Raw genomic sequence first — 22,457 nt, forward strand, 5'->3', positions numbered from 1 at the left:
AAGACGGGAGAGGGCCTGCAAGCTCCGCAAAGCTGCGGTCCGCTGGCAGTCGCTCACCCCATTCTGACCGGGATCTTGCGGATCATGACCTCCGAGGGAACCACAGGGGTGATGAGGTCGGAGATATTGTAGCTCTTGACGATGATCGGGTTCAGTCCGCTGACGATCGAGGCCAGCGGCTGATAGCTGGGCGAGAAGATCGTGATCACGTCCGTCATCTGCCAGCGCAGGACGACAAGGTCGTCGTCGCCGGAATTGGTCACCGTGTCGGACATGTAGGACGTGGTCTGCTCGTTGACCGTGACCTGCTGGAAGGTGGTGGATTCCGCATTCAGGCTTGCTGAAATGCCAGCCGAGATCGGTCCCCAGCCCGCATGGGCATCGACGCCGATGCTGGCGCCGACCGTGTCCTGCGTCGAGGAGGTGGTCTGGCGCCCCGCGACAATGGTGTAGCTGACGGTCCGGCTCTCGCCGACCGCCAGGCTATAGCTGTCGCCCTGCAGGTTCCAGAACTGCTCGCGGGTGATGTAGTTGGTGGTCGATCCGTCGGGCGAGATGGTGGAGATCGCGACCATCACCAGCGGCGAGTTGACCGGGACCAGGATATTGGAGGTCGGTTCGGGGATCGAGCCGATGTCGTTCGGCGCGGTCAGCACCGAATTGTCGACTGTGTAGCTCGTCTCGCTCGTGGTCAGGGCATAGGCGCTGATGAAGCTGCCGCTCATCGCCGAGGCGATCACCAGATAGTCGCCGTCCGTTCCCGTCACAGCCGCATTGGAGGCCGGCTCGATATGGCCCAGAAGCTGGCGCATCCCGGTGTTGGTTGAGTTGTAGATCGCGATTTTCACGGGCAGGTTGTTGTAGACCTGGATGGCCACGGCAGTGTCGGTCTCGGTCGCATAAATCTGACCATTCAATGCTTTAGCGTAAAGTTCTTTCATCGGAATATACCTTCTGTCGGAAAGACGCGGCAACCCTATCAAGGGTCAATATGCCTTTCAATACTAAAAATTGTAAATTTTGTCATTGCCATCTTTGGGGGTGTCTGCCTACGATAGGCCGTCTTGCGACCGGGGTTTCCCTACGGTTCGCCCAGCTATTTTCATTTCGTATTGTGGAGTGAGCGCGGGATGCCGAAACGCGGCGTAGATTTTCTTACCGTCGGGTTCTGGAACATCGAGAAGAAGAACCAGATCCACCCGAACGACAACGTCCCCTATCGCTACGAGATGAGCACCGCCGTGCAGTTCGTCGTGGACACGGTGGTGCAGTGGTACCAGACGTATCATGTCGACCTGATCGTCCTGGCGGAGGTCACGGACGGCAGCGGCATGGGAAACACCTTCGTCAACTATCTCGCCTCGCGCCTGAATGTCATTGGCCATCCCAAGCCGGCCTTTCAGGGCGATTTCCGCTGGTCGCCGACGAGGGCGGGCACGAAGAGCGTCTGCAATTTCGGCTTCCTCTGGAACGAGCGGCTGCCGGTTCTGCAGGGATTGGGCGAGAGGGTGGACTGGTATTGGGAGCCCGACCACGTCCGGCCGACCTTGATCCTGCCGACCGGTCTTGCAACGATCGGCGCCATCCACGCCAAGGCGGTCATTCGCGAGCAGGCGATGAAGGAGATCTACGAAGCGGCGCTGCACATCAACCGAAGCAAACGCCCGGCGCTGCTGATCGGCGACATGAACGTTCCGTTCGACAGCGTCCCCTGGGATGCGAAAGCCTATATGACCCAGGCCGGCTGGGGGCAGGTTCCGCCCAGGGTCGCGCCGACCCATGTGACTCGCGGCTTCGACGAGTTCGGCTATTTCGAGGGCAAGCGCGAGGCCGTGCTCGACTATGCCTGGCGGAATGGCGGTCTTGCCCAGTGCATCGCGGAGAACCCCCACCCCGGCTATAATCTGTGGGAGTACATCGATCACGCGCCGATCATGTATCATCTCGCCTCGACAGCGGAGGAGCTGCCGATCATCATCGACGTGGCAAGCCCATCCGCGCCCCAATCCGCCGTCCGAGTCCCCCGCCGCGCGCCCGTCCCGGCCTGAGGCTGCCTCCGGCTAGGACTTCGTCTTGTCGTCCTTCGCCAGCAATCCCTCCAGCACCATGTCGATATGGGCGGCGAGAAACCGCCGGGCCTCGATGGGCTCGAACCGGTCGAAGGTCATCTTCCAGACGATGGTCATCACCGCCGGTGCGACGATCACGATCGGCAGGTCGGTGAGCGCGCTGCGGCGGAACTCGCCGCGCTCCACGCCCCGGCGCACGAGGGCGGCGAGCACCTCCTGGCCGCGGCTAATGACGCGGCGGTGGTACTGCTCGGCAATCGTCGGAAAGCGTCCGCCTTCCGTGATGATGATGCGCATCAAGACGTGCAGCCCGTCCTCGAACAGCGCCTTGTAGATGCGGGGCAGGGCGGTGCGCACCAGGTCCTCCGACGAGCCGGGATAGGCCGCAACCAGCCCCGCCACGTCGTCGAAGAACGGCGTGATGCGCGAGGAGAGCGCCGCCTCGAACAGCTCCTCCTTGCTGGCGAAATAGCGGTAGATCGTGCCTTTCACGACGCCCGCGCGCCTTGCGACGTCCTCCAGCCGCGTCGCCGCGAAGCCGTTTTCGGCAAACTCCTGCAGCCCCGCATCGATGATCTCGCCAGGGCGCGCCTCCTTGCGCCGGCGCCGGGGCTTCGGTGTTTCCGCTGCGGAATCGCTCTGTGTCATCGTCCTTGCACTTCCTGTCGCGCGCTGTTAATGACTTTATGGTCATTAACAGGATCGTGTCATGTCCTCAATCCCGAACCCTGCCGCGGACGCCAAAGCGGGCGCCAGAGCCGAGCCTTCGCACCCCGCTCTATCTCGCGGCGAGGCGGCCCCGCTGCCGCTTGCGGTCGTGCGGCGCGAGTCGTCGCATCCCGGTTCGGGCCGCTCGCGACTATGGCCGATCCTCTCCCGGCTGCGTAGCCTTGCGCTCGGTCTCGTGCTGGTCGGCGGCGGCCTTGCCGCTGGCATTGTCCTGCAGGCGCGCGGGGTTCTGCCCTGGCAGGCCGCCGAAACGGGCGCTCCGGCGGCGCCTCTGCCTGCCGCAAGCGACGAGGAAACCGCCGCCGTCTTCGGCCTTGGCCGGCTGCTGCCGGACGGGTTCGTCGTCACCGTCGCGCCGCCCTTTGGAGCCGCCGATGCCCGCCTCGCGCGGCTGCTGGTCGCGGAAGGAGAGCGCGTCGAGGCGGGCCAGCCGCTGGCCGAGCTCGACAACCGGCCGCAGCTTCTGGCGGCGCTGGCCTCGGCGGAGGCGACGGTCCGCCTGCGCGAGGCCGAGCTTGCCCGGCAGCGGGTCTTTGTCGCTGCCAGCCGGACGGAATCGCGCGCCGCGCTGGAGCGGGCGGAGGTTGCCGCCGCCACGGCCCGGCGCGAGCTGGAGCGCTCCCGCGAACTGCTCGCCCGCGGCCATGTCACCCGCGCCACCCATGACGATGCGCTTGCCCGCTCGCAGGCGGCGGACCACGAGGTGGAAAGCGCGCGGGCGACGCTCGGCCGCTACCTCGCCGACACGCCGGACGCCCAGGCCGATATCGCGGTCGCCTTGCGCAATCTCGATGCCGCGCAGGCTTCCCTTGCCCTGGCGCAGGCCGATCTTGCGCGCTCCCTGGTGCCGGCGCCGGCCGGCGGCGTCGTGCTTGATATCCATGTGCGTCCCGGCGAGCGGCCGGGCGAGCGCGGCATTCTCGACATGGGCGACATCGACAAGATGATGGCGGAGATCGAGGTCTATCAGTCGCGCATCGGTGCCATCGAGACCGGCGCTCCCGTTGAGATCACTGGCGAGGCGTTCGAGGGGGCCATCTGGGGCAAGGTCGAGCGGATCGGCTGGGATGTCGGCCGGCAGACCGCGACCGGCGCGGATCCGGCCGCGCGCACCGATGCGCGCGTGATCAAGGTCTATGTCGCCATCGATCCGGCCGACATTGCCCGCGTGCGCCGCTTCACCAACCTGCAGGTCACCGCCCGGATCAAGACGGGAGAGGGGATGTGACGGGCCCGCTCACCCCCATGCTCACCGCGCTTCTCGGCCGGTTGCCCATCGGCTGGCTGCAGCTCGTGCACAACAAGGGGAGGCTGGCCGCTGCGGTCTCGGGCGTTGCCTTCGCCAATGTGCTGATCTTCATGCAACTCGGCTTTCTCGGCGCGCTGGTGGAGAGCATCCGCCTGCCCTACACGGCGCTGAACGGTGACATTCTCGTCTCCGCCTCCGATGCCAATACCCTGTTCGATGGCAGCCCGCTGCCGCGCAGCCGGCTCTATCAGGCGCTTGCCGTGGAGGGTGTCGCCTCCGCCACCGGCTTCTACTACGGCCGCATCGACTGGAAGCAGCCGGACGGCACCATCCGCGCCATGGACCTGTTCGGCGTCGATCCGACCGGCGCACCCTTCCGCGAGCCGGCCCTTGCCCGCCAGGTCGAGAGCCTGACGCTGCCCGACACCGCGCTGATCGACAGCCTGACCCGCAATGTGCCGGCTGGCCTGTTCGCGGCCGTGGAGGCGGGCGAGCCCTATCGCTTCGAGACGCGCGGGCGGGAGATCACGGTGACGGGCACGTTCGAGATCGGCGGCGGCTTTTCGGCAGACGGTTATCTCGTCGTCTCCGACCAGACCTTCCTGCGCCTGTTCCCCGCCCGCCTGCCGGGCGCGCCGAACTATGTGCTGGTGCGCTTTGCGCCGGGCGCCGAGCCGGCGGCCGTGCTGGCGCGCCTGCGCGCCGCGCTGCCGGCCTCCGACAGCGCGGTGTGGACGCTGGGCGAGGCGGCGGCCCGCGACCAGCGCTTTCAGACGACGCAAAAGCCCGTCGGCGTCGTCTTCGGCTTCGGCGTCGTCATCGGGGTGCTTGTCGGCGTCATCATCGTCTATCAGGTGCTGTCCACCGACGTTGCCGACCACATCCGCGAATACGCCACCTTCAAGGCGATGGGTTATCCGCAGCGCTTTTTCCTCGGCATCGTCTTCGAGGAGGCTTTCATCCTCGCCCTGTTCGGCTTCGTGCCCGGCGTTCTCGTGGCGCTCGGCCTTTATGCGGCGGTGGCCGCCGGCACCGGCCTGCCGATCTTCATGCCGGCGGAGCGGCCGCTCCTCGTCTTCCTCGGCACGCTCGCCATGTGCGCGCTGTCGGGGGCCATCGCAACGCGGCGGCTGGCGCGGGCCAATCCGGCGGAGCTGTTCTGACCATGGCCGGCGATCTCATCTCCGCATCCGCGGCCATCGTCGTGCGCGGGCTCAGTCACTGGTTCGGCAGCGGCGAGGCGCGCAAGCAGGTGCTGTTCGACGTCGATCTCGAGGTTCGGCGCGGCGAACTGGTGGTGCTGATGGGCGCGTCCGGTTCCGGCAAGACGACGCTGCTCACCCTGATCGGTTGCCTGCGGCAGGTCGAGGCGGGCTCGGTGGACTTGCTCGGCCGCGAGCTCAAGGGCGCCAGCGAGGCGGAGCTCGTCGCGTGCCGGCGGCAGCTCGGCTTCATCTTCCAGGCGCACAATCTGCACGAAAGCCTCACCGCGCTGCAGAACGTCCATATGGGGCTTGCCGTGCACGGGGATCGTGTCGTCGGCGACGGGCGAGCGGCCGCGCGCCACGTGCTCGATCTCGTCGGCCTGTCGGAGCGGGTGGACTATCTGCCGGGCAACTTGTCGGGCGGACAGAAGCAGCGCGTTGCCGTCGCCCGGGCGCTGGTCGGCAATCCGCCGGTGGTGCTGGCCGACGAGCCGACCGCCGCGCTCGACAGGGAAAGCGGGATGGCGGTGGTGGAGATGCTGCGCCGGCTTGGCCGCGAACGCGGCACGACGACGCTGATGGTCACCCATGACAACCGCATCCTCGAGCTGGCCGACCGCATCGTGCGGATGGAGGACGGCCGCATCGTCGAGGGCTGAGACGCGCCGCCTCAGATCTCGAAGTCGGGAATTTCGGCGACTGCGTCGCGCAGCTTTTCCGACCACATGCGGGAGAGGTCCGCGAAATAGGGGTCGTTTTCGCGGATGCGGGTCTGGCGATGGGCGGAGAAACTGTCGGTGTTGTAGAGCAGCATGTCGATCGGCATGCCGACCGACAGGTTGGAACGCAGGGTCGAGTTGAACGACAGCAGCACCAGCTTCGCCGCCTGGCCGAGGCGCATGTCCGCCCGGGTCACCCGGTCGAGGATCGGCTTGCCGTATTTGTGCTCGCCGATCTGCAGGAACGGCGTGTCGGCGGAGGCCTCGATGAAATTGCCGGCGGAATAGATCTGGAAGAGGCGCGGCGCCTCGCCCTTGATCTGGCCGCCGAGCAGGAAGGTGACGCTGAAGCTCTCGGAATTGGCGGCCAGCGCCTCGCCGTCGATGGCGCGCACGTCGCGCACCGCGCTGCCGACCAGCCGCGCCGCCTGGAACATGGTGTCGACCGAATGCAGGGTCGGCCGGCCGGGCTCCTCGCTCTTCAGCCGCTCGCTCAAGAGGCTCACCACCGACTGGGTGACGGCGAGGTTGCCGGCGGCCAGCATGCAGATCACCCGGTCGTCGGGCTTTTCCCACACATGCAGCTTCTTGAAGGTTGCGACATTGTCGAGCCCGGCATTGGTGCGCGTATCGGCGGCCATCACCAGGCCGCGATCGAGCTTCAGACCGACACAATAGGTCATGACCAGACAGTCTCCGAAAACGGGGAGGGCTTGCGCCCGGCCGGAAGGATCCGGCGACGATTCGCACGGGGCACCGGACCCGGCTGATTTGACAGGTTCGCGGCCGTCCGGGCAACGGCGCTATTGCTGAGATTGCTGCGATTCCTGTGAAACCGCCACTTCCACATCCATGTTCTCGTCGGACCCGCCGATGCGAATGCCGCGGATCGGCGCGGCGGAGCGCGAGTCGAGGCCGCAGGTGAGGCGGATGTAGCGGTCCGTCGGGCACATGCCGTTCGACACGTCGAAGCCGACCCAGCCGAGCGTCGGCAGCAGCACCTCGGCCCAGGCATGGTGCGCCTCGGACTCCTGCCCGCCGTCCATCAGCATGTAGCCGGAAACATAGCGGGCCGGCACGCCGATGGCGCGGGCGGCGGCGATGAAGATATGCGCATGGTCCTGGCACACGCCTTCGCCGGCGTTAAGCGCGTCGACGGCCGAGGTATGCACCTCGGTGACGCCGGTGCGATAGGCGACCTTGTCGCGGATCGCCTGCATCAGGTCGTGGAAGCCGGCAACGGATTGCGCCCCGTCGCGCTCGGCGACCGCCGCCAGCCGGCGGATCGCCGGATTGGCGCGGGTCAGCGGCGTGAAGCGGAGGAAGACGCTGTCCGGCGTCGGGCTCCTCGGGTGGCCGATCACGCCGGCCCGGTCCTCCGTCTCGACGACCCCCTCGACCGCGATGGTCAGTTCCGTCATGGCCTCGCGGTGGCTGATGACGTCGACCGGATTGCCGAAGGCGTCGATATAGCGGGCCGCGCCCTCGTAGCCCGGCACGTCGATCCTCCAGGACAGCACCTTCTGCCCCGCCAGCGTCGGCGGGGTCAGGCGCAGTTGTTGCACGGTATGGGCCAGCGGTCGGTCGTACCGGTAGCGGGTTACATGTTTGACGGTGAGGCGCATGGCTCTCCGGCTTCCTCGTCTGCGTCCGGCTTCGCGCTCGGCCGCCGGCGTCTTGTCGTTCGGGCCGCTCGGGCTTCAGGCAAAGTGATAGTCCGCGGCGAGCTGCGCGCCCAGCCCGTTGTTTCTGGCAATCATGTCTCCCAGAAACTCGTGCAGGCCCCCTTGGAAGATCTGCCGCATCGTCCCCTGGTCGAGGATCTGGTGGGTGCGCTGCGCCATGTCGTAGCTCATCGGCCGCTCGCCATAGCGGGTGGTGAGTTCGTTCATGCTCTCGGCGATCCAGTCGTAGCAATAGGCCAGCGAGCGCGGCATCTCCTTCCGCAGGATCAGGAACTCGGCGATGTTGAAGGGGCGGATCTGCGCGTCGCGATAGGCGTGGCGGTAGCTGCGATGGGCCGAGACCGAGCGCAGGATCGTCGACCATTGATAGCGGTCGAGGTCGCCGCCGACCACCTCGTTGTCCGGCAGCAGGATCCAGTATTTCACGTCGAGAATGCGCGAGGTGTTGTCGGCCCGCTCGATGAAGCAGCCGAATTGCGAGAAGTGGTAGCCCTCGTCGCGCATCAAGGTGCCGAGCATGGCGCCGCGAAACAGCATCGAGCGCTGCTTGATCCAGGTCAGGAAGCCCGGCAGCTTGTCGTCGGTCATGTGCTGCGGGCGCACTTCCATGAACTCGATATAGGTCGTGTTCAGGCTCTCCCACATCTCGCCGGTGATGGCGGTGCGCACCGAGCGGGCGTTGTTGCGCGCCGCCTCGATGCAGGAGCGCACGGAGGAGGGATTGTCCGCGTCGAACAGCATGTGCGAGACCACGGTGCGCTTGGTCGGCTCCTCATGCTTCTTGAAGAAGCCCTGGTCGCAGCCGGCGCTGACCAGGGTCGAGCGCCAGTCGTCGGCGGCGTCCTGGCCGAGGCGCGGCGTCATGGCGATGCGGTATCCCACCTCCAGCAGGCGGGCCATGTTCTCCGCCCGCTCGTTGTAGCGCGAGGTCCAGAACAGAGATGCGGCGGTACGGCCGAGCATGGTTCGTCAGTCCTCCAGAACCCAGGTGTCCTTGGTGCCGCCGCCCTGGCTGGAATTCACCACCAGCGAGCCTTTCTTCAGCGCCACGCGGGTCAGGCCGCCGGGGGTGATGCGCACCTTGTCTCCGACCAGAACATAGGGCCGGAGGTCGACATGGCGGGGCGCCAGCCCCGACTGCACATGGGTCGGGCAAGCCGACAGCGCCAGGGTCGGCTGGGCGATGTAGTTGGCGGGATTGGCCTTCAGCCGCTTGGCGAACTCGGCGATCTCGCGCTTGGAGGCGGTCGGGCCGATCAGCATGCCGTAGCCGCCCGAGCCGTGCACCTCCTTCACCACCAGTTCCGGCAGGCGGTCGAGCACATAGGCAAGGTCGTCCGGCTTGGCGCAGTTCCAGGTCGGCACGTTCTTCAGGATCGGCTTCTGGCCGGTATAGAACTCGATGATGTCCGGCACATAGGCATAGATCGCCTTGTCGTCGGCAATGCCGGTGCCCGGCGCATTGCAGATCGTCACGTTGCCGGCCCGGTAGGCGTCGAACAGGCCCGGCACGCCGAGCATGCTGTCGGGGCGGAAGGTCAGCGGATCGAGGAAGGCGTCGTCGATGCGCCGGTAGATCACGTCGACCCGCTGCGGCGACTGCGTCGTGCGCATCCACACCTTGCCGTCCTCGACATAGAGGTCGCGCGCCTCGCACAGCTCCACGCCCATCGTGTCGGCGAGGAAGGCATGCTCGAAATAGGCGGAGTTGTAGATGCCCGGCGTCAGGATGCAGACGGTCGGATCGCCGTCGCAGTTCTCCGGCGCGACGCTCTCAAGCGTCTCGCGCAGCATGTCCGGATAGTGCTCGATCGGCGCCACCCGGTTCTGCTGGAACAGCTCGGGGAACATCCGCATCATCGTCTCGCGGTTCTCCAGCATGTAGGAGACGCCGGACGGGGTGCGGGTGTTGTCCTCCAGCACGTAGAAATCGTCCTCGCCGACGCGCACGAGGTCGGTGCCTATAATATGGGCATAGACCCGGCGCGCCGGGGCGAAGCCGATCATCTCCGGCAGGAACGCCTCGTTCTGCAGGATCAGCTCCGCCGGCACGCGGCCGGCCCGGACGATCTCCTGGCGGTGGTAGATGTCATGCAGGAAGGCGTTGAGCGCGCGCACCCGCTGGTCGATGCCGGCCGACAGGCGCCGCCACTCGGACGCCGACAGCACGCGCGGGACGATGTCGAAGGGGATCAGCCGTTCGGTGGCCTCGGAGGTGCCGTAGACGGCGAAGGTGATGCCAAGGCGGCGGAAAATCGTCTCCGCTTCGCGCGATTTCTTGCGCATCTCCGCCGGGGACAGGGTGTCGAACCATTCGGCGAGCCGCCTGTAGGGCGCGCGGGGCTTGCCGTCGGCGGTCAGCATCTCGTTGAAAATGGTGCTCTCCCCCATGCGTGTCTCTACCCCCTCGCACTCGGCCCCGTCTTGTTGTTTTGCCGCGCGGGCCGCTTCGGCGATCCGCCGGCAGAACCCATGTTCGCAAACCGGGGAGGCGCCTTCCAAGTCCGAAATTGCGCCAACCAAATACCCGTTCTGCATTTCCCGCAGGCAGGCCGGCGGGATAGGACCCTGCGGCAACAAGCTTAACCTGCTGGCGGGGGACGTCAAACCGGGAGACGGCGGCGACGCAAAACGGCGCATCCCGGCTGTGGAATGCGTCGTCCTGCCGGGCTCCGAGGCCTTTCGGATCACACCACTTCGCCGAACTCCATGCTCTCGGCCTCGATCAGGGCCAGGAAGGCCTCGCAATCGGCAGTGCCCGTCCAGCTCTCGCAGATGGCGATGGCCCGTGTCCGGCTGTCGGCGGCGGCAAGATCCAGGAAGACGCCATGGTCGAGCCGCAGGAGCCGCTGGCCGCGCCAGCCGGGCTGGCGGGAGAGATGGCGCTCCACCATCTGGGCATGGGCGGCGCGCATCTGCGCTTCCGTCACGCCCGGCTTCAGGCGGAAGCGGCCGATCTCCAGTCCGTCCCCGGCGAGGAGGCCGACCGGGGCTGGCTGGTTCGCCGCATAGTGGCCCATGCTGGCAACGCCGCTGATCGTGGCGCGGAAGCCGGCAAACTCAGCCGCTTCGCCGACCTCGCGCGCGGCCGAGAGCGCTGCGTCCTCGCTTTTCCAGGCGACGAGGTCGACACGCCGGGCCGCATCGCCGGTTCCCGTGAGCTGCGTCCAGGCGAGGAAGCCTGGCAGCGCTCTCGCCTTGTCGAGTGCGAGCCTGCGTTCATGGTCGGCGCGGGCCGGATCTTCAATCTCGTAGGCGACGACTTCGAGACAATATCCCTGCATGGAATGCTCCTGTGCTGCGTGATGCAGTGCGGGAGATACGCCGTCGCTCCTGACACCTTCTGTCAGGGGCCTGCGCTACGGATGGCGCCATGAAGGTCTTTCGTCTGTTTGCCCTGCTCGACCGCCTGCGGGAGGCGAGTGCGCCGGTCTCCGCCGAGGCGCTCGCCCATGCGCTCGAGGTCTCGCCGCGCACGATCTATCGCGACATGGCCACGCTTCAGGCGATGGGTGCGCCGGTGCGCGGCGAGGCCGGGCTCGGCTACCAGATGGAGCGCGGCTATTTTCTGCCGCCCCTGCGCTTCGACGCGGAGGAGATGGAGGCGATTGCGCTCGGCCTGCGGCTGGTGAGGGCGCGGGGCGATGCGCCTTTGCGCGCCGCGGCGGCGCGGGTTTCCGGCAAGATCGGCGCGGCATCGGGGGAGGGGGCCGGCAAGGTCACCGACCGCTTGCCGCTGCGCGCGGTAACGCGGGAGCACCCGCAGGCCGGTGTCGTCGATCGCTGGCTGCCGGAGCTGCGCCGGGTGATCCGCGACCGGCGGATCGTGACGCTCGGCTATGTCGACCTCAGCCGGCGGCAGACCCGCAGGCGTGTCCGCCCGCTCGGCCTCACCGTGTTCGACGAGGTATGGCTGCTGACCGGCTGGTGCGAGGTGCGGGAGGACTTCCGCAACTTTCGTGTCGACCGCATCGCCACCATCGAGGACACCGGCGAGCGCGCGCCGAACGAGCGCGGCCGGCGTTTCGAGGACTATCTCGCCACGCTGTGATCAGCGCCAGCTCCCCCAGGGCGAGAACAGCGGCGTCTCGCAGAGATAGCCGACGATGCAGCTATTGCTGTCGCGGGTGCGCACCTGGGCCGGACGCACCGTCTCCCAATGGTCGCACCAGCGCGGGCCGGCGACGAAGCGGTCATAGGTGTGGGGGCCGGTGGTCATCACCACCGCGCCGCGCCGGGCGACCAGGTTCTGCGCCTGGGCGCAGGTCATCTGCCGCAGGTCCGGGCGCTGGGCGAAGGCGGGCGGCGCGGCGAGCGTCAACAGCAGGAGGGCGGAAAGGGCTGCCGCGGTGAGGCGTCGTGCCGTCCTGCCGGTTCCGGTGGTCTTCAAGCGATCGCACTCCATGGCCGGTCTCCCTGGTCCGATGCCCCGCCCGTCGCGGAGCGTGTCAGGCCCGCACTGTCGTCCGCCATCGCGGCAAGGCGATGGCGGGCGTAATCATACACCGGCTTCAGGCCTCGTCCCAGTCGGGTGCCCAGTCCGGGTCGATGCCGCGCCCCTCCGGGCTGCCGAGCGCTGAGATCGCCGCCATCTCAGCCGCGTCGAGCTCGAAGTCGAAGACGGCGGCGTTTTCGGCGAGCCGTGCCGGCGTGCCGGTCTTCGGTATGGCGATGACATCGCCCTGCTGCAGCAGCCAGCGCAGCGTCACCTGCACCTCGCTCTTGCCGTACCGCTTGCCGATGTCGCGGATCGTCTCGTTGCCGATCACCCGGCCCTTGGCGATCGGCGAGTAGGCGATCAGCGCCATGCCGGCGGCCTCCAGCTCCGCGCGCAGGCGGGTCTGCGTCAGGAAGGGATGATACTCCACCTGGTTGGCGACGAGCTGTCCCTTGGCGAGGTCCTGCGCCTCGCGCAGCATCGCGGCGGTGAAGTTGGAGACGCCGATGGCCCGCGTCCAGCCGCGCTGGCGCAGCTCCAGCAGCGCCTCGATCTGCTCGTTCAGCGGCACGCGCGGGTTCGGCCAGTGGATCAGGAACAGGTCGACATGCTCCAGCCCCAGCCGGTCGAGACTGTCCTCGCAGGAGCGCAGGATCTTCTCCGGGTCGAGGCTGTCATGCCAGACCTTGGTGGTCACATGGTAGCCGTCGCGGGCGCGACCGGAGGCGCGCAGGCCCGCGCCCACCGCCTTCTCGTTGGCATACATCGCCGCCGTGTCGACATGGTCCCAGCCGCTTTCCAGCGCGGCGCGGACGATGTCGCGGCAGGGTTCGTCCTTCAGCGGCCAGGTCCCGAGCCCGAGCGCGGGAATGTCGATGCCGCCGACGGTGAGTTGCTTCATGGCACTGCTCCTGTCCGGAGGTCGCGAACGGCGGGGGGGGGGCTGTTGCGCGAACCGGCAAACGAAACGGCCCGGCAGGCGGCCGGCACCCCTTGCGAGAGGGGCGGGCGCCGGCCGGGCCGGAGTTTGGGCCGGCGCCACCTCTCTTCTCAAGGGGGCGCCGGCGGGTCGTCAGTCGAGGTCGTTGACCGAGGCCGCGACCTTGCCGACCAGGCCGTAGCCGATCGCCTCTTCCGGGCCCATCCAGTAGTCGCGGTCGGTGTCCTTCTCGATCCGCTCCATCGGCTGGCCGGTGGCGGCGGCGAAGAGCTTGTTCAGGCGGTCGCGCATCTTGAGGATCTCGCGCGCCTGGATCTCGATATCGGAGGCCTGGCCGCCGGCGCCGCCGGACGGTTGGTGCAGCAGGAAGCGGGTGTTCGGGGTGCAGTAGCGGCGCTCCTTGGGCACCGAGATGTAGATCAGCGCGCCGGCGCTCGCGACCCAGCCCATGCCGAGGATGCGGACTTCCGGGCCGATGAACTTGATCGTGTCGTGGATCATGTCGCCCGACTCGACGTGGCCGCCGGGCGACGACACGATCACGGTGATCGGATCGTTGGAGACCTGCGCCATCGCCAGCAGCCGGGCGCAGACGTCGCGCGCCAGTTCCTGGTTGATCGGGCCGGTGATCAGCACCGTGCGCGCGTCGAACAGATGCTTGTCGACCTGGATGGACGGTGGCGTCTTGGTCTTCTCGTCGCCGTCCTCGTCGTCGAGGCGGCTCGGCACATCGTTCGGCTTGATGGTCATGTGCAAGATCAGCTCCTTCATGAAGACGGAATCAGGCCCGCCGGGCCCGGTTTCGTTCCCCATACTTAGGCGATGGATGTCCGCGCGGCAAAGGGGTTCTCGCAAGAAGGTTGCCGCGACTGCCGCAGGCGACAGCCACGGCGATTTCCCGGCGGCGGGACATCGGCTAAAATGCGAGTCGGGTGCCGCCCGCGCCTCCCCCCTCCGCTTCGGGAAAGCATGTGCCATGCCGGGCTTTTCGCATCACCGGACCCACCCGTTCGGGCGCCGCATGAGGAGGGATTGCGCTCATCGCCCGCAGACGGAGACATCCGGCATGCAGCTTTCCGCACCCCTTTACCGCCTCAAGCGCGAGGCGCGTCTGCTCTCCCGCGAGGCGGGCATTCCCCTTGCCGCCGCGCTCGACCGCATCGCCGCCCGCGAGGGCCATGCCCGCTGGAGCCTGTTGGCGCGGCGCGCCGCCGAGCGCTCGCCCGCCGCGCTGATCTATCCCCGCCTTCGCCCCGGCGAGATGATCCTCGTTGCCGCCCGCCCCGGTCAGGGCAAGACGCTGCTGGCGCTTGAACTCAGCCTCGAGGCGATGAAGGCCGGCAACCGCGCCGCCGTCTTCACGCTGGAATATGTCGAGCGCGAGGTGGAGGCACGGCTCGAGCGGCTCGGCGCGCGGGGGCCGCTCAAGGATCTCCTGGCGCTCGACTGCTCCGACGGGATCTGCGCGGCCCGCATCATGGAGCGGCTGCAGGGCTGCGCCCCCGGCACGCTCGCGGTTATCGACTATCTGCAGATCCTCGACCAGCGGCGCGACACGCCGAACCTCGGAACGCAGGTCGCGCAGCTTGCCGCCTTCGCCCGGAACTCCGGCGCGGTGCTGGTCTTCGTCTCGCAGGTCGACCGCAGCTACGACCCGGCCGTGAAACCCTTGCCGGACCTTGCCGACCTGCGGCTGCCCAACCCGGTCGACCTCTCCCTGTTCGGCAAGGCCGTGTTCCTGCATTCGGGCGAATTGCGCGTCGCGGATCTCGGCTAGGGGCGGGCTTTCCTCCCGCCGGCAAGCGCGTCGTTGCAGGCGCCGTTCCTTGTTCTGACCTTCCCTAGCGTCCCGGACGGCGCGCCAGCGCCGAGCCGGGATCGGAGAGCCCAAAGCCTCTCCGCAACGCCCCGGAGCCACACAACCGTCGTGCCTCCCCGGTTCCGGCTCGCGGCTTCGCCTTGGCCGGAATGACGAGGAGAGAGGTTGGGGTGAAGAGCACAGCAGAGAATGGGGCCGGCGCCCTTCCACCCCACGCGGGCTGAAGGCGCCAATGGTTCCCGGATCTTCGGCCTTCGGCCTCGTCCGGGACGACGCCTTGAGAAAGTGGCGCGGCCTGGCGTCCCCCTCGGAAGGTCACCCCGGCCGCAGGCGAAGCCGGAGAGCCGGGGGCTATTGGTTGCCAGAGCGGCGGAATGGGCGCTCCGCCTTGGCGTTTCGCCTTCTGGATGCAGGCCTCTCCCCGCGTCGTCCCGGATGCGGCCCTCTCCCTGCGTCCTCCCGGGCAAGGCGCGGCCGCGACCCGGGATCGGGGAGCCGATGGCCTATGGGGCGTGCGCCCGAAAGACGCTGCCCCCCGTCACGCCACGTTGCGGCGGCGGCCGGCGATCAGGTCGAGCACCGAGCGGGCGGCGTCGAGCACGTTGGAGCCGGGGCCGAAGATCGCCGAGACGCCCGCATCCTTCAGGAACTGGTAGTCCTGGCGCGGGATCACCCCGCCGACGACGACGATGATGTCGGAGGCGCCGCGCGCCTTCAGCGCCTCGACAAGCTGCGGGGCCAGCGTCTTGTGGCCGGCGGCGAGCGAGGACATGCCGACCACATGCACCTTGTTCCTCACCGCCAGATCGGCCGCCTCTTCCGGCGTCTGGAACAGCGGGCCGGCGATCACGTCGAAGCCGATGTCGCCGAAGGCCGAGGCGATCACCTTGGCGCCGCGGTCGTGGCCGTCCTGGCCGAGCTTGGCGACGAGCACGCGCGGCGTCTCGCCCAGCGAGGCGGCAAAGTCCGAGAGCCGCTGCACCAATGTTTCGTATTCCGGCTCGCCCTCATAGGCCGGGCCGTAGACCTGGCGCACCACCTTGGGCTCCGCCGCGTGGTCGCCGAAGGCCTCGCGCAGCGCATCGGAAATCTCGCCGAGCGTCGCACGGGCGCGGGCCGCTTCCACCGCCGCTTCCAGGATGTTGCCCTCGCCGGTGCGGGCGACCTCGCGTAGCGCGTCGAGGGTCTCCTGCGCGCGCTGGGGATCGCGCTGGCGCCGGGTGCGCTCGATGCGGGCGATCTGCGATTCCCGCACCGCCTTGTTGTCGATGTCGAGGATCTCGATCTCGTCTTCGTTCTCCAGGCGGAACTTGTTGACGCCGACGATCACCTCGTCGCCGCGGTCGACGGCGGCCTGGCGACGGGTCGCGGCCTCCTCGATCATCCGCTTCGGCAGGCCCTTGTCGACGGCCGCCGTCATGCCGCCCTCGGCCTCGATGCGTTCGATGATCTCCCAGGCGCGGGTGGCGAGCTCATGGGTCAGGCTCTCCACGTAATAGGAGCCGGCGAGCGGGTCGACGACCTTGGTGACGCCCGTCTCGTGCTGCAGGATGAGCTGGGTGTTGCGGGCGATGCGCGCGGAAAACTCCGTCGGCAGGGCGATGGCCTCGTCGAAGGAGTTGGTGTGCAGCGACTGGGTGCCGCCCAGCGCCGCCGACATCGCCTCGAAGGCGGTGCGCACGATGTTGTTGTAGGGGTCCTGCTCGGCCAGCGACACGCCGGAGGTCTGGCAATGGGTGCGCAGCATCAGGGAGGAGGCCTTCTTCGGCTGGAACTCCTTCATGATGCGGGTCCACAGCAGGCGCGCGGCGCGCAGCTTCGCCGCTTCCATGAAGAAGTTCATGCCGATGGCGAAGAAGAACGACAGGCGCCCGGCGAAGGCGTCGACATCGAGCCCCTTCTTCAGCGCGGCGCGGACATATTCGCGCCCGTCCGCCAGGGTGAAGGCCAGCTCCTGCACCAGGGTCGCCCCGGCTTCCTGCATGTGATAGCCGGAAATGGAGATGGAGTTGAACTTCGGCATCTCCTTCGCCGTGTACTCGATGATGTCGGCGATGATCCGCATCGAGGGCTCGGGCGGGTAGATATAGGTGTTGCGGACCATGAACTCCTTGAGGATGTCGTTCTGGATCGTGCCGGAGAGCTTCGCCCGCGGCACGCCCTGTTCCTCGCCCGCGACGATGAAATTGGCGAGGATCGGGATCACCGCGCCGTTCATGGTCATGGAGACGGAGATCTGCTCCAGCGGGATGCCGTCGAACAGGATCTTCATGTCCTCGACGCTGTCGATGGCGACGCCCGCCTTGCCGACATCGCCGACGACGCGCGGATGGTCGCTGTCATAGCCGCGATGGGTGGCAAGGTCGAAGGCGACCGAGACGCCCTGCTGCCCGGCGGCCAGTGCCTTGCGGTAGAAGGCGTTGGATTCCTCGGCGGTGGAGAAGCCCGCATATTGCCGGATCGTCCAGGGACGGCCGGCATACATGGTCGCGCGGGGCCCGCGCAGGAAGGGCTCGAAGCCGGGCAGGGTGCCCAGGTGCCCGATCCCGTCCAGGTCCTCTTCGGTGTAGAGCGGCTTGACCGGGATGCCTTCCGGCGTCTGCCAGACGAGGTCCTGCGGATCGCTGTCCTTGAGCTCCTTCGAGGCCAGGTCCATCCAGTCGCGAACGGTCTTCTTCTCGGTCATGACCCGCTCCTATTCGAATTCCATGATGATCTCGTCGACGGCGAGGCTGTCGCCCGGCTTCGCCTTGATCGTCTTGACCACGCCCTTGCGCTCGGCCTTCAGCACGTTCTCCATCTTCATCGCCTCGACGGTGGCGAGCGTCTGGCCGGCCTCGATGGTCTGCCCTTCCTCCACCACGATGGAGACCACCAGGCCCGGCATCGGGCACAGCAGCATCTTCGAGGTGTCGGCCGGGACCTTCTCCGGCATCAGCCGCGCGGCCATCGCCTGGCGCGGGGTGAGGCAGGACAGCACCACCTCGGCGCCGCGCCGGCGCAGGCGGAAGCCTTGCAGCGTCGGGTCGACCTTCACCGCCAGCGGCCGGCCGTCGATGCGCGCCTCGACGAGCGGCGTGCCGGGCTTCCAGTCACTGAGCGCCACCTTGCGCGGGGCCGACAGCTTGGTGCCGTCCGCGTCCTCGCGCGCGGCGACCGTGTAGCTGCCGTCGCCGTTTTCGGTGATCGCGACCGGAAACTCCTCGCGCTCCACCACGATGGTCCAGTTCGGCCCGATCACCCGGCGGTGATTGTCCATGGCGCCGCTGATCTGCGTTGCCCGCGTCTCGCACACATGGTTGCAGGCCGCGGCGACCGCGACAAGGTCCTCAAGCGCATCGGCCGCCGGCGTCACGCCGGCAAAGCCTTCGGGATATTCCTCGGCGATGAAGGCGGTGGTGATGGCGCCGGTGCGGAAGCGCGGATGATCCATCACGGCGGAGAGGAAGGGCAGGTTGTGGCCGATGCCCTCCACCTCGAACCGGTCGAGCGCGTCGGCCATGGCGTCGATGGCGTCGATGCGCTCGGGCGCCCAGGTGCACAGCTTGGCGATCATCGGGTCGTAGAACATCGAGATCTCGCCGCCTTCGAAGACGCCGGTATCGTTGCGCACGATGGTGCCGTCCTCGCGCGTGCCTTCCTGCGGCGGGCGGTAGCGGGTCAGCCGGCCGATCGAGGGCAGGAAGTTGCGATAGGGGTCCTCGGCATAGAGCCGGCTTTCCATCGCCCAGCCGTTCAGCTTGACGTCGGCCTGCGTGATCGACAGCTTCTCGCCGGCGGCGACGCGGATCATCTGTTCCACCAGATCGATGCCGGTGATCAGCTCGGTCACCGGATGCTCCACCTGCAGGCGGGTGTTCATCTCCAGGAAGTAGAAGTTGCGGTTGCCGTCGACGATGAACTCGACCGTGCCGGCCGAGGCGTAGTTCACGGCCCTGGCCAGCGCCACCGCCTGCTCGCCCATGGCCTTGCGGGTCGCCGCGTCGAGGAAGGGCGAGGGCGCCTCCTCGATGACCTTCTGGTTGCGGCGCTGGATCGAGCATTCGCGCTCGCCCAGATAGATCGTGTTGCCGTGGCTGTCGGCCAGCACCTGGATCTCGATATGGCGCGGCTGGGTGACGAATTTCTCGATGAAGATGCGGTCGTCGCCGAAGGAATTGGCCGCCTCGTTCTTCGACGACTGGAAGCCCTCGCGCGCCTCCGCATCGTTCCAGGCGATGCGCATGCCCTTGCCGCCGCCGCCGGCGGAGGCCTTGATCATCACCGGATAGCCGATCTCGCCGGAGATCTTCACCGCCTCGTCCGCATCGGCGATCAGGCCCATATAGCCCGGCACGGTGGAAACGCCGGCTTCCGCGGCCAGCTTCTTGGAGGTGATCTTGTCGCCCATCGCCTCGATGGCCGAGGCCGGCGGGCCGATGAAGGCGACGCCCTCCTTGGCCAGCCGCTCGGCGAACTCGGCGCGCTCCGACAGGAAGCCGTAGCCCGGATGCACCGCATCGGCGCCGCTGGCGCGGATCGCGTCCATGATCTTGTCGATGACGATGTAGGACTGGTTCGCCGGCGGCGGGCCGATATGGATCGCCTCGTCGGCCATCTTCACATGCAGCGCGTCGCGGTCGGCGTCGGAATAGACGGCAACGGTCTTTATGCCCATCTTGCGCGCGGTCTTGATGACCCGGCAGGCGATCTCGCCGCGATTGGCGATCAGGATTTTCTTGATCATTGTTCTGTTCGGTCCCGTTCGTGGCGTCTGGCTATGCGGCGCTTGCGGCCGGAAGGTCGTTGCGGTTTCGCGCAAAGGGCTCTGGAAAATGCAGGGACGCTGTCACTCCGCCGCCTCCGCCGGAGGCTTGGCGCCGGGGGCGGCCCCGCCGATGATCAAGGCCTTGGCGCTGATGTATTCGTCGATCTCGTCCCAGCCGACGGCATCGCCGAAGGGCAGGATGGTCCAGCGTCCGCGCTGCTCGGGCGTTGCGGCATGGAGGCGCGGATACCACCACAGCGGCGCCTCGATGCGGCGGCCGTCGGCCATCTTGAAGACGATCGTCGCCTCGGTGACGTCTACGCCGGCCACCTGAAGCTGCTTTTCGTCAATGTCCAAAGTGGTCATTCCAGGCCTCCAGAAATGCCGACCGGTGTCGCTCCGTTGCCTTCAAGATATCATTCACCTCATGCGCGGCGAAACCGACGTTGCGGGCGACGGAACAGCTTGAGAGCCAGATCTTGATCTGTTTCCCGTCCTTCAGGACGTGGATATGGGGCGGTTCCCCGATCTCCTTGGAATAGAACAGGAACTGGTATCCCCTCCATCTCAGCACCGTCGGCACGCCCGCTTCCCCCCGGGTTCTCCCCGTTTCCCCGTTGCGTCGGCGTCGCCGTTACAGCGGAATGTTGTCGTGCTTCTTCCAGGGGTTGGAGAGTTGCTTGTTGCGCAGCGTCGCCAGCGCCCGTGCGACCCGCCGGCGGGTCGAGTGCGGCATGATCACGTCGTCGATGAAGCCCTTCTCCGCCGCCACGAACGGGTTGGCGAAGCGGTCCTCGTATTCCTTGGTGCGCGCGGCGATCTTCTCCGGGTCGCCCAGTTCGGAGCGGTAGAGGATCTCGGTCGCGCCCTTGGCGCCCATCACCGCGATCTCGGCCGTCGGCCAGGCGTAGTTGATGTCGCCGCGGATATGCTTGGACGACATCACGTCATAGGCGCCGCCATAGGCCTTGCGGGTGATGACGGTGACCTTCGGGACGGTCGCCTCGCCATAGGCGAAGAGCAGCTTGGCGCCGTGCTTGATGACGCCGCCATATTCCTGGCTGGTGCCGGGCAGGAAGCCGGGCACGTCGACCAGCGTCAGGATCGGGATGTTGAAGCAGTCGCAGAAGCGCACGAAGCGCGCGGCCTTGCGCGAGGAGTTGATGTCGAGGACGCCGGCCAGCACCATCGGCTGGTTGGCGACGACGCCGACCGTCTGCCCCTCGATGCGGATGAAGCCGGTGACGATGTTGCCGGCATAGTTCTCCTGGAGCTCGAAGAAGTCGCCCTCGTCGGCGATCTTCACGATCAGCTCCTTCATGTCGTAGGGCTTGTTGGGATTGTCCGGGATCAAGGTGTCGAGCGAGTTGTCGATGCGCGCCGGGTCGTCGAAGAACGGACGCACCGGCGGCTTCTCGCGGTTGCTGGCGGGCAGGAAGTCGATGAAGCGGCGCAGGGCGATCAGCGCCTCCACGTCGTTGTCGAAGGCGCCGTCCGCGACCGAGGACTTGCTGGTATGGGTCTTGGCGCCGCCCAGTTCCTCGGCCGTCACCACCTCGTTGGTCACCGTCTTCACCACATCCGGCCCGGTGACGAACATGTAGGACGTGTCGCGGACCATGAAGATGAAGTCGGTCATCGCCGGCGAATAGACCGCCCCGCCCGCGCAGGGGCCCATGATCATCGAGATCTGCGGCACCACGCCCGAGGCCATGATGTTGCGCTGGAAGACGTCGGCATAGCCGGCGAGCGAGGCGACGCCTTCCTGGATGCGGGCGCCGCCGCTGTCGTTGAGGCCGATCACCGGGGCGCCGTTCTTCATCGCCATGTCCATGATCTTGCAGATCTTCTGGGCATGGGTTTCGGACAGCGAGCCGCCGAACACGGTGAAGTCCTGCGAGAACACATAGACCATGCGGCCGTTCACCGTGCCCCAGCCGGTGATGACGCCGTCGCCCGGCATCGAGGTCTCCTGCATGCCGAAATCCACGCAGCGGTGGGTGACGAACATGTCGTATTCCTCGAACGAGCCTTCATCGAGGAAGACCTCGATGCGCTCGCGCGCCGTCAGCTTGCCCTTGGCATGCTGTGCCGCGATGCGGGCCGTGCCGCCGGCAAGTCGGGCGGCGGCGCGGCGGTTTTCCAGTTCCTGCAAGATCTGCTGCATGACCGGCCTTTCGGGCTCTTGTGGCGGTGCGTTCTGGTGGCGTCAGCGGGCGCGGGCGCGCACCAGCGCGACGGCGATGGCGGCGGCGAGCACCGACTTGACGATACCGCCGATGACGAAGGGATAAAGCCCCAGCGCCAGGATCGGCTTGTCGAAGCCGATAACGGCGCCGAGCCACAGCAGGCCGGGAACGAAAACGACGGCCTGCGCAACGATAGAGGCCGGGACCGCCTGCCACAGGCTGCGGGTCCAGCCGCGCTCGGCGAAGACGCCGGCAAGCCAGGCCGAGGCGAGGAAGCCGAGCAGGAAGCCGCCGGTCGGGCCCATCATATAGGCAAGGCCGATGCCCTTGGCGGGCGTGTCGGCGAAGACCGGCAGGCCGGCCGCGCCCTGCATCAGGTAGGCGGCGACGCTCAACAGGGCGAGGCGCGGGCCGAGCGTGAAGCCCAGCACCAAGAGCGCCAGCGTCTGCAGCGTCATCGGCACCGGATAGAACGGCACGCTGACCTTGGCCGAGGCGGTGAGCAGCAGCGAGCCGGCCAGCGCGATGGCGAGCGAGCGGACGAGGCTGCGGGTCGTGGTGGTGGCGGCGAAGTAGCCGGACATGGCGTTCCCTCCTGACGGCGGCGAGCGGGTCGCGGCGGACCCGGATGCCGCAAGTTCTGCGATTGTGGCCGCATATCCTGCAGG

At 67.5% G+C, this 22,457-nt stretch carries 22 protein-coding genes; 6 read left to right on the forward strand and 16 right to left on the reverse strand.

Translation table 11 applies throughout. The features are described 5' to 3' along the window. Nucleotides 1-53 precede the first annotated feature (53 nt). Nucleotides 54-878: a hypothetical protein gene (locus TSB10GB4_RS14695; protein WP_186386478.1), complete on the reverse strand. Its 825-nt coding sequence runs from the start codon at nt 876-878 to the stop codon at nt 54-56. Nucleotides 879-1,130: 252 nt separating this feature from the next. Here TSB10GB4_RS14695 and TSB10GB4_RS14700 point away from each other — a divergent pair, with 252 nt between their 5' ends. After that, nucleotides 1,131-2,048 (forward strand): endonuclease/exonuclease/phosphatase family protein, encoded by a 918-nt coding sequence (locus tag TSB10GB4_RS14700; protein ID WP_186396307.1) that lies wholly within the window; start codon nt 1,131-1,133, stop codon nt 2,046-2,048. Between the two features lie 12 nt (nt 2,049-2,060). On the opposite strand, the gene TSB10GB4_RS14705 is transcribed toward TSB10GB4_RS14700, so the two are convergent. Beyond that, nucleotides 2,061-2,717 carry a TetR/AcrR family transcriptional regulator gene (locus TSB10GB4_RS14705; RefSeq protein ID WP_186386480.1) on the reverse strand — a complete coding sequence of 219 codons (657 nt, stop codon included), beginning with the start codon at nt 2,715-2,717 and terminating at the stop codon, nt 2,061-2,063. Nucleotides 2,718-2,778: 61 nt separating this feature from the next. On the opposite strand from TSB10GB4_RS14705, the gene TSB10GB4_RS14710 reads away from it, so the two are divergent. Genes TSB10GB4_RS14710 through TSB10GB4_RS14720 form a run of 3 tightly spaced genes read left to right on the forward strand, consistent with a single transcriptional unit; the run spans nt 2,779 to nt 5,911 of the window. Then, nucleotides 2,779-4,026, forward strand: coding sequence for an HlyD family efflux transporter periplasmic adaptor subunit (locus TSB10GB4_RS14710; protein ID WP_186396308.1), 1,248 nt, complete (start codon nt 2,779-2,781; stop codon nt 4,024-4,026). Further along, complete coding sequence (gene devC, locus TSB10GB4_RS14715; protein ID WP_208984811.1) at nt 4,023-5,210, forward strand: ABC transporter permease DevC; 1,188 nt, start codon at nt 4,023-4,025, stop codon at nt 5,208-5,210. The genes TSB10GB4_RS14710 and devC overlap by 4 nt, the downstream gene beginning before the upstream one ends. A gap of 2 nt (nt 5,211-5,212) precedes the next feature. Next, the gene (locus tag TSB10GB4_RS14720; protein ID WP_186396309.1) at nt 5,213-5,911 is read left to right on the forward strand and encodes an ATP-binding cassette domain-containing protein; all 699 of its coding nucleotides are present in this window, start codon (nt 5,213-5,215) and stop codon (nt 5,909-5,911) included. Between the two features lie 11 nt (nt 5,912-5,922). On the opposite strand, the gene TSB10GB4_RS14725 is transcribed toward TSB10GB4_RS14720, so the two are convergent. The 5 genes from TSB10GB4_RS14725 to TSB10GB4_RS14745 form a co-directional block, all read right to left on the reverse strand. After that, complete coding sequence (locus TSB10GB4_RS14725) at nt 5,923-6,654, reverse strand: proteasome-type protease (protein ID WP_186396310.1); 732 nt, start codon at nt 6,652-6,654, stop codon at nt 5,923-5,925. A 120-nt stretch (nt 6,655-6,774) separates the two neighbouring features. Next, the gene (locus tag TSB10GB4_RS14730) at nt 6,775-7,596 is read right to left on the reverse strand and encodes a transglutaminase family protein (RefSeq protein WP_186396311.1); all 822 of its coding nucleotides are present in this window, start codon (nt 7,594-7,596) and stop codon (nt 6,775-6,777) included. A gap of 75 nt (nt 7,597-7,671) precedes the next feature. Further along, entirely contained in the window at nt 7,672-8,619 is a 948-nt protein-coding gene (locus tag TSB10GB4_RS14735; protein ID WP_186396312.1) for an alpha-E domain-containing protein, read from the reverse strand. A 6-nt stretch (nt 8,620-8,625) separates the two neighbouring features. Continuing rightward, a complete protein-coding gene (locus TSB10GB4_RS14740; protein WP_186396313.1) occupies nt 8,626-10,047 on the reverse strand; it encodes a circularly permuted type 2 ATP-grasp protein in 1,422 nt (473 codons plus the stop codon). Nucleotides 10,048-10,343: 296 nt separating this feature from the next. After that, nucleotides 10,344-10,940 carry a hypothetical protein gene (locus TSB10GB4_RS14745; protein WP_186396314.1) on the reverse strand — a complete coding sequence of 199 codons (597 nt, stop codon included), beginning with the start codon at nt 10,938-10,940 and terminating at the stop codon, nt 10,344-10,346. Between the two features lie 89 nt (nt 10,941-11,029). On the opposite strand from TSB10GB4_RS14745, the gene TSB10GB4_RS14750 reads away from it, so the two are divergent. Beyond that, nucleotides 11,030-11,707, forward strand: a complete 678-nt coding sequence (locus TSB10GB4_RS14750; RefSeq protein WP_186396315.1) for a YafY family protein — start codon at nt 11,030-11,032, stop codon at nt 11,705-11,707. Here TSB10GB4_RS14750 and TSB10GB4_RS14755 read toward each other — a convergent pair whose 3' ends face one another. From TSB10GB4_RS14755 to TSB10GB4_RS14765, 3 genes are all read right to left on the reverse strand, one after another. Continuing rightward, nucleotides 11,708-12,046: a hypothetical protein gene (locus tag TSB10GB4_RS14755; protein WP_244570918.1), complete on the reverse strand. Its 339-nt coding sequence runs from the start codon at nt 12,044-12,046 to the stop codon at nt 11,708-11,710. A 121-nt stretch (nt 12,047-12,167) separates the two neighbouring features. Then, nucleotides 12,168-12,995 (reverse strand): aldo/keto reductase, encoded by an 828-nt coding sequence (locus TSB10GB4_RS14760; protein ID WP_186396317.1) that lies wholly within the window; start codon nt 12,993-12,995, stop codon nt 12,168-12,170. Between the two features lie 171 nt (nt 12,996-13,166). Next, complete coding sequence (locus TSB10GB4_RS14765; RefSeq protein ID WP_186396318.1) at nt 13,167-13,784, reverse strand: ATP-dependent Clp protease proteolytic subunit; 618 nt, start codon at nt 13,782-13,784, stop codon at nt 13,167-13,169. A 316-nt stretch (nt 13,785-14,100) separates the two neighbouring features. Here TSB10GB4_RS14765 and TSB10GB4_RS14770 point away from each other — a divergent pair, with 316 nt between their 5' ends. Then, entirely contained in the window at nt 14,101-14,811 is a 711-nt protein-coding gene (locus tag TSB10GB4_RS14770) for a DNA helicase (protein ID WP_186396319.1), read from the forward strand. A gap of 580 nt (nt 14,812-15,391) precedes the next feature. Here TSB10GB4_RS14770 and scpA read toward each other — a convergent pair. From scpA to TSB10GB4_RS14800, 6 genes are all read right to left on the reverse strand, one after another. After that, the gene (gene scpA / locus TSB10GB4_RS14775) at nt 15,392-17,539 is read right to left on the reverse strand and encodes a methylmalonyl-CoA mutase (RefSeq protein WP_186396320.1); all 2,148 of its coding nucleotides are present in this window, start codon (nt 17,537-17,539) and stop codon (nt 15,392-15,394) included. Between the two features lie 9 nt (nt 17,540-17,548). After that, the gene (locus TSB10GB4_RS14780) at nt 17,549-19,579 is read right to left on the reverse strand and encodes an acetyl/propionyl/methylcrotonyl-CoA carboxylase subunit alpha (RefSeq protein WP_186396321.1); all 2,031 of its coding nucleotides are present in this window, start codon (nt 19,577-19,579) and stop codon (nt 17,549-17,551) included. Between the two features lie 102 nt (nt 19,580-19,681). Beyond that, entirely contained in the window at nt 19,682-19,966 is a 285-nt protein-coding gene (locus TSB10GB4_RS14785; protein WP_186386495.1) for a DUF2442 domain-containing protein, read from the reverse strand. After that, on the reverse strand, nt 19,947-20,183 hold the full coding sequence (locus tag TSB10GB4_RS14790) for a DUF4160 domain-containing protein (protein ID WP_186386496.1): 237 nt from the start codon (nt 20,181-20,183) through the stop codon (nt 19,947-19,949). Before TSB10GB4_RS14790 ends, TSB10GB4_RS14785 begins: the two co-directional genes overlap by 20 nt. A gap of 51 nt (nt 20,184-20,234) precedes the next feature. Next, nucleotides 20,235-21,767, reverse strand: coding sequence for an acyl-CoA carboxylase subunit beta (locus TSB10GB4_RS14795; protein WP_186386497.1), 1,533 nt, complete (start codon nt 21,765-21,767; stop codon nt 20,235-20,237). A 42-nt stretch (nt 21,768-21,809) separates the two neighbouring features. Then, nucleotides 21,810-22,373, reverse strand: coding sequence for a biotin transporter BioY (locus TSB10GB4_RS14800; protein WP_186396322.1), 564 nt, complete (start codon nt 22,371-22,373; stop codon nt 21,810-21,812). Nucleotides 22,374-22,457 lie beyond the last annotated feature (84 nt).

Source organism: Stappia sp. TSB10GB4 (assembly GCF_900185745.1).
GTDB lineage: Bacteria > Pseudomonadota > Alphaproteobacteria > Rhizobiales > Stappiaceae > Stappia.

Coding starts and splice junctions, on each gene's coding strand:
- TSB10GB4_RS14800 (WP_186396322.1), bottom strand. CDS start 22,373: ATGTCCGGCTACTTCGCCGCCACCACCACGACCCGCAGCCTCGTCCGC.
- TSB10GB4_RS14795 (WP_186386497.1), bottom strand. CDS start 21,767: ATGCAGCAGATCTTGCAGGAACTGGAAAACCGCCGCGCCGCCGCCCGA.
- TSB10GB4_RS14735 (WP_186396312.1), bottom strand. CDS start 8,619: ATGCTCGGCCGTACCGCCGCATCTCTGTTCTGGACCTCGCGCTACAAC.
- TSB10GB4_RS14710 (WP_186396308.1), top strand. CDS start 2,779: ATGTCCTCAATCCCGAACCCTGCCGCGGACGCCAAAGCGGGCGCCAGA.
- TSB10GB4_RS14770 (WP_186396319.1), top strand. CDS start 14,101: ATGCAGCTTTCCGCACCCCTTTACCGCCTCAAGCGCGAGGCGCGTCTG.
- TSB10GB4_RS14785 (WP_186386495.1), bottom strand. CDS start 19,966: ATGACCACTTTGGACATTGACGAAAAGCAGCTTCAGGTGGCCGGCGTA.
- TSB10GB4_RS14745 (WP_186396314.1), bottom strand. CDS start 10,940: ATGCAGGGATATTGTCTCGAAGTCGTCGCCTACGAGATTGAAGATCCG.
- TSB10GB4_RS14780 (WP_186396321.1), bottom strand. CDS start 19,579: ATGATCAAGAAAATCCTGATCGCCAATCGCGGCGAGATCGCCTGCCGG.
- TSB10GB4_RS14705 (WP_186386480.1), bottom strand. CDS start 2,717: ATGACACAGAGCGATTCCGCAGCGGAAACACCGAAGCCCCGGCGCCGG.
- TSB10GB4_RS14725 (WP_186396310.1), bottom strand. CDS start 6,654: ATGACCTATTGTGTCGGTCTGAAGCTCGATCGCGGCCTGGTGATGGCC.
- TSB10GB4_RS14760 (WP_186396317.1), bottom strand. CDS start 12,995: ATGAAGCAACTCACCGTCGGCGGCATCGACATTCCCGCGCTCGGGCTC.
- TSB10GB4_RS14750 (WP_186396315.1), top strand. CDS start 11,030: ATGAAGGTCTTTCGTCTGTTTGCCCTGCTCGACCGCCTGCGGGAGGCG.
- TSB10GB4_RS14740 (WP_186396313.1), bottom strand. CDS start 10,047: ATGGGGGAGAGCACCATTTTCAACGAGATGCTGACCGCCGACGGCAAG.
- scpA (WP_186396320.1), bottom strand. CDS start 17,539: ATGACCGAGAAGAAGACCGTTCGCGACTGGATGGACCTGGCCTCGAAG.
- TSB10GB4_RS14700 (WP_186396307.1), top strand. CDS start 1,131: ATGCCGAAACGCGGCGTAGATTTTCTTACCGTCGGGTTCTGGAACATC.
- TSB10GB4_RS14765 (WP_186396318.1), bottom strand. CDS start 13,784: ATGACCATCAAGCCGAACGATGTGCCGAGCCGCCTCGACGACGAGGAC.
- TSB10GB4_RS14730 (WP_186396311.1), bottom strand. CDS start 7,596: ATGCGCCTCACCGTCAAACATGTAACCCGCTACCGGTACGACCGACCG.
- TSB10GB4_RS14720 (WP_186396309.1), top strand. CDS start 5,213: ATGGCCGGCGATCTCATCTCCGCATCCGCGGCCATCGTCGTGCGCGGG.